This window comes from Providencia sp. wls1914, assembly GCF_009706645.1.
GTDB lineage: Bacteria > Pseudomonadota > Gammaproteobacteria > Enterobacterales > Enterobacteriaceae > Providencia > Providencia zhijiangensis.
The window spans coordinates 82,379-95,584 of the sequence record NZ_WLUN01000002.1 but is presented as its reverse complement, the minus strand read 5'-3'; the positions used below and the strand labels follow the sequence as shown (position 1 = coordinate 95,584).

Annotated in this window: 9 protein-coding genes and 1 pseudogene; all 10 read right to left on the bottom strand. The window is 46.9% G+C overall.

The annotated features are described in order from the left end of the window. Positions 1-70 precede the first annotated feature (70 nt). The gene (locus GKR74_RS00385; protein ID WP_154602045.1) at positions 71-1,717 is read right to left on the bottom strand and encodes a Na+/H+ antiporter; all 1,647 of its coding nucleotides are present in this window, start codon (positions 1,715-1,717) and stop codon (positions 71-73) included. Positions 1,718-1,991: 274 nt separating this feature from the next. Next, positions 1,992-2,444 carry a MarR family winged helix-turn-helix transcriptional regulator gene (locus tag GKR74_RS00380; protein ID WP_036955244.1) on the bottom strand — a complete coding sequence of 151 codons (453 nt, stop codon included), beginning with the start codon at positions 2,442-2,444 and terminating at the stop codon, positions 1,992-1,994. Between the two features lie 85 nt (positions 2,445-2,529). Then, positions 2,530-3,285, bottom strand: coding sequence for a maleate cis-trans isomerase family protein (locus GKR74_RS00375; protein WP_154602044.1), 756 nt, complete (start codon positions 3,283-3,285; stop codon positions 2,530-2,532). Further along, positions 3,276-4,313 (bottom strand): annotated as a pseudogene (locus GKR74_RS00370) (carbon-nitrogen hydrolase family protein). The gene GKR74_RS00375 and the pseudogene GKR74_RS00370 overlap by 10 nt, the downstream one beginning before the upstream one ends. Positions 4,314-4,331: 18 nt before the next feature. Further along, on the bottom strand, positions 4,332-5,243 hold the full coding sequence (locus tag GKR74_RS00365) for a fumarylacetoacetate hydrolase family protein (protein WP_154602042.1): 912 nt from the start codon (positions 5,241-5,243) through the stop codon (positions 4,332-4,334). A 110-nt stretch (positions 5,244-5,353) separates the two neighbouring features. Then, positions 5,354-6,496, bottom strand: a complete 1,143-nt coding sequence (locus tag GKR74_RS00360) for a cupin domain-containing protein (protein WP_154602041.1) — start codon at positions 6,494-6,496, stop codon at positions 5,354-5,356. Between the two features lie 28 nt (positions 6,497-6,524). After that, a complete protein-coding gene (locus GKR74_RS00355; RefSeq protein WP_154602040.1) occupies positions 6,525-8,840 on the bottom strand; it encodes a bifunctional salicylyl-CoA 5-hydroxylase/oxidoreductase in 2,316 nt (771 codons plus the stop codon). Between the two features lie 28 nt (positions 8,841-8,868). Continuing rightward, a complete protein-coding gene (locus GKR74_RS00350) occupies positions 8,869-9,291 on the bottom strand; it encodes an acyl-CoA thioesterase (RefSeq protein WP_154602039.1) in 423 nt (140 codons plus the stop codon). A gap of 10 nt (positions 9,292-9,301) precedes the next feature. Then, positions 9,302-10,846 carry an indolepyruvate oxidoreductase subunit beta family protein gene (locus GKR74_RS00345; protein ID WP_230089105.1) on the bottom strand — a complete coding sequence of 515 codons (1,545 nt, stop codon included), beginning with the start codon at positions 10,844-10,846 and terminating at the stop codon, positions 9,302-9,304. 8 nt (positions 10,847-10,854) lie between these two features. After that, positions 10,855-13,053 carry a thiamine pyrophosphate-dependent enzyme gene (locus GKR74_RS00340; protein WP_154602117.1) on the bottom strand — a complete coding sequence of 733 codons (2,199 nt, stop codon included), beginning with the start codon at positions 13,051-13,053 and terminating at the stop codon, positions 10,855-10,857. Between the last annotated feature and the right edge of the window lie 153 nt (positions 13,054-13,206).

The following is a 13,206-nucleotide window of genomic DNA, read 5'->3' as shown; positions in this document are numbered from 1 at the left end:
GGATTGCCGATGACAGTCAAAGCACTCGAAAAATACCAGAGCATGATTTGATATACAAAAATCACAAAAACTAGTGTTTTGAACTCTTATGGTGATTTAATGTTTCTTCTTTTAAATCAAGCTCATCACGTAAGCGATGATACACACGCTCATTGATGTTTTTCCCTTTACGCATTTGGTATAGCGCTTCACGCTTCGCTTTCAGAGCAGAATCTGACATCGAACGTTCCATTTCGATCATTCTATGTAAATCAAACACATCCGATTCCGTTTCATCCGTATTATCCAAACGGCGACCATAGATTTCTAACAGTTGAGCCCCCACTTCGGTACGCATCGCAATTTCATCCATATCGTCAGAAGGGTGATTCATTAATTCGCGAATATGCGCCATTGCGGCTTCATTTAATGCCAAACGTGCACGAATTTCATCGTTATCGTAAGGTAAATCTTGCACCAAACCTTTGGTTAAAATCGGCAATGCGATACTAGCAATTAACAACGAACACAGGATCACGCCCATCGAAAGGAAGATAGCCACATCACGGTTAGGGAATAATGACCCATCTGGCATTAAGAATGGCAATGTTAAAATACCTGCTAAGGTAATTGCCCCGCGAACCCCAGCTGTTGCCATCACTGCCATCATACGGATACGCACTTCATCTGCCTGCTTTCCACGACGACGATTGTGGAAAACGGTCAAGGTCATTGATATCCATACCCAAGCAAAACGCAGCGCACCTAATGCAAGGGTGATAACCGCAACATACACAAACAACATCCAAGGATGGCTAGCACCTGCGGCTTCGGCTACCTGCGGTAGGTTCGTCCACATACCCGGTAGCTGCTCACCCAGCAGAATAAAGATCATGCCGTTTAAGCCTGTCTGTACCGTGTCCCAAACGGCCTTACTTTGCATACGAGTCGCTGCTTGCATACGCCCTGCGATTTTTTCGTAGTGCATCGCAATACCCGCAACAACGGCGGCAAGGATCCCAGAAACATGCAGATGCTCAGCCAGCAGATACGCTGTAAATGGCATCAATAGGCTAATCATAATTTGGATAGCCGGCTCTTCACCCGTACGCTTGACCAAGAATTGGTTTAACCAGCCGATTGCCCATGCGACTAATAAACCAATCGCTATCCCGCCAAATGCCACCAGCACAAATTGGCCCGCAGCAGATGCCAGAGAGAACTCCCCCGTCAGCGCAGCCACAACCGCAAAGCTAAAGCATACTAAGCCCGTCGCATCATTGAGTAGAGATTCTCCTTCAAGAATGTGCGCCATACGCGATGGCAGTGGCGAATTCACTGTCATTGCAGATACCGACACTGGGTCAGTTGGGGAAAGGATAGCCGCCAGTGCAAAGGCAACCGCCAGTGAAATCGTTGGGATCAGCCAATGGATAAAGAACCCCATCCCAATAACGGTGACGACCACCAAGCCAATCGCCAATGACATAATTGGCTTAATTTCTTGGAATAAGGCTTCTTTTGGAATTCGCCATCCATCAAGAAATAGCAATGGAGGAATAAATAAAAATAGAAAAAGATGCGGTTCGAATTCCACTGTAAATCCGTATAACGACAAGGCAGCCCCTAGCGCTATCTGGATAATGGGTAATGGAATGATGTCTTTAAGTAATCGAGAAACAAATACGCTCACGATGACTGCAAGTAAAAAAACGAGTACAAGTGTCACTACTGACATTGAGTGCTCCATAATGGTTTATCTTAGTTATCTGCCTTGCAGTAAATAGATAAATCAAATCAATGTAAAGCATCAATTTATTACCGAATAAAAAAATAAAACAAATCAAAAACTACGATAGCAATCATTGTGTTACAGGATATTACTTAATTTCCAATACATTACATTTCTATTCAATACACTAGTGTTTTATAAGGATTTAATCTGTTCTTCTGTTATAAATCCTTATCACTCATCAAAAACGGATAATTCCGAGTATTTCAATGTAACTTATCTATTTGATTTCTGGGCTATGTCTATCAATCAATTCTTGTAAAACTTGCTTGAGCATTTTGCTTTTACGAACACCAAGAGGAGCCAAAACCTGCCTTTCGTGTTCTTCCGCAGCAATCAATAACCCTTCGACTAGCTCGACACCACTCGACGTCACACTCACGAGAGTCACACGGCGGTCACTTCCCGTATGGTTATTGTGGCGGATCACATGCCCTTGCTGCTCTAATCGTTGTAATACCCGCGTGATTGTTGGTTGCTTACTGACAGTTTTTTGCGACAGCTCGGTGATCCCCATCGAACCATTATTCGCTAATGTGGAAAGCACCCGCCATTCTAAAACCGATAGCCCATTAGCTTCCACAACTGCATGAAATTCAGATGAAACTAGCATCCATGCCTGCCCCAAAAGAGCAGGCAGGTAATTATCAACGAAGACTTTCGATTCAGGCATCAATTCCTCTTTTCTCGCTTCTGGTTTTATGACATTAGAAGCTAGCAGAGTAGCAGAAGGAAACCGAACTCTTAACATAATTTAACTAAAATCTTCCGCTAAGTAGCGAGCCAAAACCATCCACTCGCGTATCTAGCCCCAATTTTTTTAGCATCATGTAGGTTGTTGCCACAGACGATGACAACACTGGTAAACCCACCCTATTTTCAATCAGTTGAATCGATGGTAATGATGGCATTTGCACACAAGCCGATGCCACAATCGCATCCACATTGGTGTTCAGCTTTTTGGTGATTTCCACTGGCGCTAATGGGTTTTGTCTGCCCACTTCGAGGTTGTCAGGGATCTCCAACGAAATGCTATCCACCACTTCAATACCTTCATGTTCAATATAGTCGATGACCATTTGCGTTAATGGCTTCATGTACGGCGTCAAAATCGACACTTTTTTTGCGCCAATGGCATGTAACCCTTCGACTAATGCGCCTGCACTGGTGACTACTGGTGCTGGATGCCCGTTATCGATAGTGCACTGATGAAGGCGTTTTTGCGAAACACGATGGTAGCCCTTCCCCATGCTCATAATAGCAACCAAGCAGGCATACCCTAATACATCAACATCGGCATCTGAAAGCTCAATGGCACAACGGTCACTGTCTGAATCCATCTTTGCTAATTCATCTTTGGTGACTTTCTGCATACGCATACGGCTAGAGTGGAACGTAAAACGCTCGGCAAACATCGCTTCACGGGCGCGCAATATGGCCGGAATTTCAGTTTCCATCGTGGTATTTGATGAAGGCACAATCTGACCAATACGAAATGTACGTGCTAAGCTCATAGTCCTTTCTCCACTGAAGAGTCATCCGATTCAGCAAACTGATTAAGTTCATCAACATCTTGTCCACTATGATGGAAACGAGCTGCCGTTAATGGGCGTCTATTGACCTGTAAGTCAAAGATATCAAAGCGATTATAGTGTCCTGTAATATCATGCATTTGGCGAGGTTGAATACAGCGATTCAAATCAATTTCAGCGTATACAATGCCTTCTTTATCAATCAATGGTTCCCCAATCACTCGACCATCGGGGCCAATAATGCCGGAGAATGCACTATTTGGACGCGCGAGCAGCTCACGGGATTCTGGATGCGACGCAGCCATCGCTTCAACGATTTCTTCAGAAACTGTTGAACACGAAATGATGGTAAACACTTTACCTTCAAAGCAGTGAGCTGAAGCACGTAAACGAATCGCATCCGCCATGTCATAATCTTTTGGTGCCACTGGCAATGCAATATAACTGGCAATATGAACCAATTCGCCTTGAGCCAATAACGAGAAGCGCGCCAACGTATTGGTATTTTCGCCACATGCCAGCGCCCCTAAAGGCCCAATACTGGTTTGGTGAACTTTCAGCGAGGAGGCATCCCCATTTGCCCACGTCAATTTTTCCGCCCACGTTGGGACTAATTTACGGTGACGCCCTAAAATTTTACCTTCATCAGAAATCGTTACTAAAGTGTTGTATAGCGTGGCAATCCCGTTCGGATTACGCTCATTCACCCCCACCACCACGTTGATATGGTGACGAGCAGCGGCTTGGGCGATTCGTTTAATTTCAGGCCCCGGAACTTCAATGGCAGATTTGCACAGTTTCTCAAACCAAGGGCTGCCATCAATTGGGTTCATCACCCAGCTCCAATACGGGTAGCCAGAGACAAACACTTCAGGAAATGCCACTAATTTGGCACCATTATCAGCCGCTTCTTCAATCAACCGACACACTTTATCAACTGTCGCATCAGTATCGAGGAATACAGGGGCGGCCTGTACTGCCGCCGCTTTAAATTGAGGTAGATTCAACATGTTGCTATCTCCCTTGGGTTATACCGCAACCACTGGATGGCGTAATTCACCGATTTTTTCGACATACGCTTCAATCACATCACCCGGCCATACCCACTCTTGTGGAGAACGACCCGCACCAACCCCTTCAGGAGTACCCGTTGCGATAATATCCCCCGGCTCTAAGGTAATGCCTTTGCTGATATCAGCAATTAACGCATTCACGTTAAACAGCATGTGGCGAGTATTGGAATCTTGCTTGGTTACGCCGTTAACTTTCAAACTCAGATTCAGTGAGTGAGGATCAGGAATTTCATCAGCCGTTACGATGCACGGGCCAAATGGTGCGTAAGTATCCTGACCTTTTGAGTAGATCCATTGACCCGCACGACGGCAATCACGCGCACTCATATCAATCATTAAGCTATAACCGAACACATAATTCAGAGCGTCTACTTCAGAGACCCCTTTAGCACGCGTCCCCATAATCACCGCCAATTCCACTTCCCAATCCAGCTGCTGAGTGATTTTACTGTTGTGCTCAATCGCATCACCTGGGCCAATCACCGTTGTTGGCGGTTTAGAAAAGATAACTGGCTCTTTTGGTAGCTCTTTAGAAGTGTCCAGCGTACGGCTTGATTCCGCAACGTGTTCAACATAGTTCAAGCCGATCCCAAAAATGTTTTTTCTTGGACGTGGAATTGGCGCTAGAATTTTTACGTTTTGTACTGGCCATGCCGTTCCCGCAGGAAATTGGCCTTTATGTGCATTTAATAATTCAGTACCTGCACGGGTCCCTTGAGGGCCTAAATCAATAAAATCCAGCATATTATCAGGGAGATATTGGCCGTTCTCTTCCGCTAATCTCGCTAAATCCACGACTTGCTCGTTAACAATAGCCCCTAAACGTGCTGCTGCGGTAACATCTGAACGGTAAGTAATAAGACGCATAATTTTTCTCCTTGAGTCAGGTCTTAAGACCTAACTGAAATCTTCACGTAAATAATTAAAATCAATAATTGGAATAAATAGCTAAAAAAATAAATAGTTAGAATAAAAACTTAGCTAATCACTTTTTGGTGCCCGTCATTGTCCACAAGCGCCTCTTCATAATAGAGACCAAGGGAGTGCATCACTGGCAAGTCGTTAAAACAGAACAGGCACGCATCTTCGCTCTGGGATGTATTCACATGTTCGTGGAACATCCATGATGGCACACAGAAAATATCTCGCTCTTGCCAGTCAAAGCGCTGCCCATTAATAATCGAATACCCTTTTCCTTTCGCCACTTGGTAAATAAAACTGCCCGTATGACGATGAGCTTTACCGACAAACCCAGGGCGTAATAACTGCATACTAGCCCCAATCGTTGGCATCACAGGCCCGCCCGTTAATGGGTTGGTGTAGTTCATTAAAACATCATCAAACACCGAGCCATCCGTCACTTTTGCAGCGCGTTGCAATGCTTCATAAGTTGGCCCCCACTGATATTTGAATAATGGCGAATACGGCTTATCCCATCCCACATGGTGTGGGCGCAATGCTGTCGCTCCCCACATACCAACGGGATAATCAATTGGGCGAGTTTGCGCTTGATGTAAATCAGGGTGAACCTTGTAGAAACCCGCTTCCATCGCATTGACTAATGGAATATCGAGACCATCCTGCCAAATACACGGTAGTCCGCCTTCTTCCACCCCATGTTCATGCCAAGTACCGTTAGGCGTTAGTACAAAATCATTGGCTTCTAGAATCATTTTTTGCCCTTCCACAATGGTGTAGGCGCCACGCCCTTCCATAATGAAACGCAATGCTGATGATGAATGAGCATGAGCAGAAGCCGCTTCCCCCGGATGCATCACCTGTAAACCGGAATACAACCACCCCACTGCCGCGGCCACATCTTGACGACCAGGGTTGTTTAAGTAGATCACACGGCGCCCCGCTTTTTCTGGAGTCACCAAATCCACCGAACGCAAAACATGCTCACGTAAATCTTGGTAGCGCCATAACACAGGCACAGATTGAGATTTTGGCTGCCACGGCTCAATTTTGTTGGCAACCGTCCACAATGCACCCGTTTTGAGTTCATCTAACTGCTTGTAATACGCCAACAACTCTGGTGTATCTTCCACATCTGCGCGTCCTGCGACATTTTCTCTGTATTGGTCATGGGACTGAATTTCATGGGAGTGGGCTGTCATGGTGTTTCCTCCTCTCGCATTTGCGCCATTAACGGCTTTTCGATTGTTGGATTAATTGTTGGCGACCATACTCATAAGGCGCTGGCCACGTGACTGAATTCCACCCAAAGCGAGCACACTCATGGAGTAACCAAGCAGGGTCGGCAAGGAGTGGTCGAGAAAGCGCACAAAGATCTGCTCGCCCTGACGCGATAATGCTATTCACTTGATCCGCATCAGTGATCGCTCCGACGGCAATTACCGGCACCGATCCTTCGTTGCGAATACGATCCGCCATTGGGGTTTGATACATACGCCCATAAACTGGCTGCTGAAGAGGAGAAACTTCACCCGATGAGCAGTCGATAATATCCGCGCCAGCTTGATGGAGAGCTTGCCCAATCAGTACAGCCTCATCGACTGTTGTGCCGCCTTCAACCCAATCTGTCGCAGAGATACGCACAGACAGTGGCTTATCGTCAGACCATACTTTTCTGACCGCGCTCACTACCGCTAGCGGGAAACGCAGACGATTTTCTAACGACCCACCAAACCCATCGGTACGCTGGTTAGTTAACGGAGAAATAAAGCTTGATAGCAGATAACCATGCCCAGCTTGCAACTCTAACCAATCAAAACCGGCTTGATCCGCGCGTTTTGCGGCCGCCACAAACTGATCGATAATCGTCGCCATTTGGGCTTCAGTTAGCTCAGTGGGTGTCTGTGAAATTGAAGGTAAATAAGGTAATGGTGATGCGGAAACTAATGGCCAATTACCTTGTTTCATTGGGTGGTTTTCTTGCTCCCAGCCGCGCTGTGTTGAACCACGACGCCCAGCATGTCCTAGTTGGATCCCAATTTTCGCATCCGTTTTTTGGTGTACAAATTGCGTTACATTTTTCCATGCCGCCACTTGCGCATCATTCCAAATTCCTGGGCAGCCTGTCGTGACTCGTGCTTCAGGAGAAATCGCCGTCATTTCCGTCATAATCAGGCTAGCCCCACCTAATGCGCGACTACCGATATGTACCAGATGGAAATCACTGACTAACCCATCCGTTGCGCAATACAGCAACGTTGGAGACGCTATCACACGGTTTTTCAGTTCCACATTACGCAAGCGAAATGGCGTCAACATTGGAGCGACTTTTTGACTAGCTACCTGCGTTGGTAAACCCGATTTTTCGGCAAACCAGTTTTCATAATGGGTTAACCAGTTACTATCACGCACACGTAAATTTTCATGAGAAATGCGCTGAGAACGGGTTAATAAAGAGTAAGCAAACTGCTCAGGATCGAGGTTTTCATACCGCTGCACGTTTTCAAACCACTCGGTTGAGTTACGCGCCGCATTCTGGATTTTCAGCACTTCGACACTGCGAACTTTTTGGTAATGCTCAAGTCCTTTGCGCAAATCTCCTTGAGTCGCTTTCAAACTTTCGCACAGCTCAATCGCATCTTCCAGAGCCAGTTTTGTGCCTGAACCAATAGAGAAGTGAGCGGTATGAGCGGCATCCCCCATCAGCACTACAGGAACTTCCTTGCTGCTTGTTGGCTGAGTCCAGTGCACCCAGTTATCACAGATCACGCGAGGGAAGCGGATCCAAATCGCGGCACCACGTAAGTGCGCTGCATTGGCAATCAGTTTTTCACCATCCAGCCACGGGGCGAACAGCTTCTCACAGTAGGCAATTCCATCTTCTTGGGACATTTGGTCAATACCCGCTTTCAACCAAGTTTCTTCGGTGGTTTCTACGATAAATGTGGATAAGCCTTCTTGGAATTGATAAGCGTGAACTTGGAACCAACCGTGTTCATTTTCCGCGAACAAGAAGGTAAATGCGTCGAAAATCTTTTTCGTTCCTAGCCAAACAAAACGGCAACGGCGTTGATCAATATCGGGTTTGAAGATATTTTCATAGCGAGTACGGACTGCGCTGTTGATCCCGTCAGATGCAATCACCAGATCCGCATCATATTGACGTGCAATTTCTTGGTCATCCGCCACTTGGGTTTCAAATACCAACTCCACACCCACTTCAAGGCAGCGATCTTGCAAGATATTGAGAAGCTTTTTACGCCCAATACCGATAAACCCATGCCCACCGCTGCGATTACAGCTGCCTTTAAAGTGAATGTCGATATCATCCCAATGGCTAAATTCAGCACTGATCGTTTCTGCTGAGACTGGATCTGCTTTGCGCAAATTACTTAATGTGGCATCAGAAAATACTACGCCCCAACCAAAGGTGTCATAAGGGCGGTTACGTTCAACCACCACCACACGGTTACTTGGGTTTTGTAGTTTCATCAGCAACCCGAAATAAAGCCCTGCGGGACCGCCGCCGATACAAACGATATTCATGGAGTTTCTCCTTTATTACGTTGTGCCATTACACCGGTTGCTGCTGGGTTAAGGCGCTATACAGTGCTTCAGGAATTGGAATAGCCTGATGCGTAATCAGTGATGTAGTGACATAAGTTTGCGTCACTTCCATGCGCAACTCGCCATCAAGGCTGATACAGCGTTGACGTAAAGTCAGTGATTTACCGCCTATGCGTTCGACATGCAGCTCAAGCTGAACATCATCCCCCATACGGCTAATCGCTTTAAAATCCGCCTCTAAATGCACCGTGGGCAAACCAAAGCGCTGATCGAGGATGTACCCCGCAAATCCTTCAGGGAGTAGTTCATCAAACCAACGCTCAATGAGGTTGTTAAACATCACGAAGTATTGCGGGTAAAACACGATCCCTGCGGGATCACACTCTGAAAAATTGATCCGATGGTTTCGAGAAAATGTCAGTAAACTCATGATGCTATCCTTATTCCATCGCCAAACGCTGACGGCATTTTTTCAACTCATTACCATGTTCATCCGCCAGCGCCGCTTCACGTAATTCACGTAAATTAATCGGTGCTAGCTGGCTACCATGACGTTCAACAATCTCCATCAAAACTTGGAAATTGCGCAATCCACGAGCATGAGTGTCGCTATACCCCTTCACCACTCTCTGACATTGTGCAATTTCGGTTGCCAAAGCAGGGTTACTTTTTGCGGCTTGCACGACGGTGGCTAGCCATTTTTCAATGCGATTATTTTCAAGCTGATAACGCAGCGTTGAGCGACGCCCTCTGCGCCATGCGGCTAGCACGTACAACTGTAAGAATCCCCACAAGGAACTGGTAGTGATTGTTCGTCCCCTTTGCGTCAATTTGCGAACGGCTTTGTGTACCCAATGTGGTTTCATCAACCAGTTGCCTAAACTTTTGGGAAGCGTTTCGCAAATCTCTTCGATTCTTGGATGCATAAATTCATTGATGTCGAGCAATTGGTTATCTTTCGCTTGGACTTCACTGCGTACTCGGGCAAAGCGGCTATCGCGAATTTTTAAGTCCGCAACGCGAATGGTGTCTTCATAAGACATCCACAGCGCTAAGTGGCGCACTAGCGCACGTTGTAAACGCGGGTCATCACCGCCTTTTTGCGCAAACAGCCCTTGTAATCGGTTGAGATACGTTTCGGCATACGCAGGGTCTTGATAATCAACCAGCCGACGAACACCTTCGGTCGCAAGGTAGTGAACATGGTCAGGAAACTGACTTTCAATCCGAGAAAGGAGAGCAGCTACATGCTTGTTTTTTGGCGTTTTTTCTACCGTTTTTGCAGATTCTGCTTGATAAGCTTCTTCAGGCTGAGCCGCTTTTTCAGCACCCAATGCAAATGCCCGCAAGCTCGGTTTCACACCAACGCCACCACGAACGATGGTTTCTTCAAATTGTTCACGGCTAAAGGGCAGAACCCCCGAACCAAACAGTGCACCGAACAATACGGCGCTGATCACGCTGCCACTCTCTTGCGCCGCTTGCGCCATATCAAAATGTACAAACTGACGGGCGGCTTGCCCCGCATGGCGGATCAACGCTTGGCTATCCACTCGCCCATCCCCCATAGCCGATTTTTCTGCGATGGAATAAACCCGATGGGTCGAACTAATCAGCGTGGTACGCTCCGCAGTCACAAAACCACGTTGTACAGCGCGGCCTGCTTCCATCAGCTCTGAAGCCAACACCACATCCACATCACCGGGCATGGGCATTAACGCTAAAACAGGTGAAGGAGTTTGCGGGTTATCAGCACCAGGGAATAATTCAACATAATAAATTGTTGCCCCAGTACGCTGCGCCACGCCTGGAACAGAAGTGGTTTGCGCAAAATAACCGTTATCTTCGCCAAGATTGACAATCCAATCGGCGAGAACGCCACCACCTTCACCGCCCATCGCGAGGATGGCGATTTTGATCGGCTGCAAAGCCATTAGCGGTTGAGAAGTCATTAACGGTTTAGAAGTCATTAAAGATTGAGTCATGTGCCCCCCTAAAAACTCAGTTGTTCACGGCGGCGTGCATCACGACGCTGCAAGAAGCCAATAAACCAGCCGCGAACACGGTGGCGCAGTTTGTCCCAACCATTTGGATTGGTAATAATCTGAGCTTTAAAGAATGAAGGACACAGCACTGCTGCATGGGAGACTTCACCGCACAGCCCACAGCCTACGCAACTATCCATCACTGTCGCGACTGGATCTGTCCGTAAAGGATCTGGGTTAGGTTTGATTGATAAAGATGGACAACCCGATAAACGAATACAGGAGTGGTCTCCCGTGCAAGTATCTGAATCAACACCAAAACGTTCACGGACAACTCGCTTGCCTGCTGAAACATCTTCACGGACTTTTTTCTTTTCGCGACGCTGCTTGTTCAACATACATTCGCTTTGCGCAATTAACACTTTAGGACCGCTTTCTGTCGTCGTCAGTGCCTCACGCAAGGTGTTCGTCATGGCTTTTAAATCGTAGGTACGGGTGATGGTTTTCACCCAGTTCACCCCAACACCTTTAACGGCTTTTTCAATCTCATGACCAGTACTGCGAGTAGGATTTAGCGCCGTTGACGACAAAATATCTTGTCCACCCGTTGCTGAGGTATAACTGTTATCAACAACAATGGTTAAGTTATCGCTACGGTTAAATACGCTGTTAGCAATACCGCTGGTTAACCCGTTATGCCAAAAACCGCCATCTCCCATCACAGAAATCGCCCGTTTACCCGCCTTCGCGTTGAGTGCAGCAGCACCTGCGCCACCCAGCCCGTAACCCATTGTGGTGTTACCGAGGTTAAATGGCGGCAGAATCGAGAATAAATGGCAGCCAATATCCGCACTCACATGGTGTTCGCCTAATTCACGCTCAATTAGCTTCATTGCAGTAAAAATGGGTCGTTCAGGGCAGCCAGTACAGAACCCTGGTGGGCGCGCATGTACCGTTTCATTCAAAGTAGGTTCCGCAGCGTTCACATATTCAGGCAGGTCATCGTCGGCTTTCACGGCCGCGACATTAATGGTTGGAATACGAATCTGATTTGCAGCCGCTTTCACTTGTGGCTCGATTTTGCCATAACGTTCGAAAAATGAACGCAGCCCCGCCAATACCGTCGCGGTGTTATATTCTCCCGCCATTGGCAGCATATCCTTGCCATGCAGCGCCACATCAATATTGCGTTGACGTAAAATATTCGCCACGTTTTGCTCAACAAAGTTGGGTTGCCCTTCCTCTAAAACCAAAATGGCTTTTTTATTGCGGCAAAAGCGTTCAAATTCATCATCAATCAGCGGGTACGCTACATTCATGACATACAACGGGATTTTGCTATTACCAAAAACGTCGGCGAGACCAATCTGGTTTAATGCGCGGATCAGCGTGTTGTAGTTGCCACCTTGTAAGGCGATCCCCACATCTTCGGCATCTTCCGCAAAAAATTCGTTGAGTTCACGTTGCTGAATAAATTTGATGGCAGCAGGCCAGCGAGCCTCAATTTTCTCTTTTTCATGTAAAAAACTGGCTGGCGGTAACACGATGCGGCTCACGTCACGAGTTGGGTTTTCTAACGCATCTTTGACCGTAAATTTAGGGTGTTGGTTATCAGAGCATGTGAACTGTCCATGAACATGGCAAGAGCGAATGCGCATTTGCAGCATAACTGGGGTGTTACTGGCTTCGGAAAGATCAAAACCATCTTTAACTGCTTGAACAATACAAGGTAAATTAGGCCGAGGGTCGAGTAGCCACATTTGGGATTTCATAGCAAATGCGTGGCTACGTTCCTGCATGATGGAGGAACCTTCGCCGTAATCTTCGCCGACGATGATCAACGCACCACCCAGTACTCCGCCAGAGGCTAAGTTTGCTAATGCATCGGAAGCCACGTTAGTACCCACGGTTGCTTTGAATGTCACTGCACCACGTAAAGGGTAATTAACCGATGCGGCTAAAGTCGCGGCGGCAGTGGCTTCACTGGCGCTATTTTCGAAACGAATACCGTAGTCCGATAGGATATCCTGCGCATCTGCCAGCACATCCATCAAGTGGGAAATGGGTGCTCCCTGATATCCTGCCACATAGGAAACCCCTGATTCGAGTAATGCTTTCGTAACGGCGAGGATCCCTTCACCGCTGAAGACTTCGCCTTCACCCTGCCGTAATTTTTGAACTTCTTGAACAAACGAGCGCTCAGCCATTTTAACCTCACCAGTCAACGTCAGCACGTTGTTATCTTTTTTGTGTTTCTTTCTTGTATCTCATTTGTTAATAAACGGTCAATCCATGATTAATCATGTATATTAGATTTTTGCAGAGAGTGGATAAGGGGTGCATAGAGCGGACAAAATCAT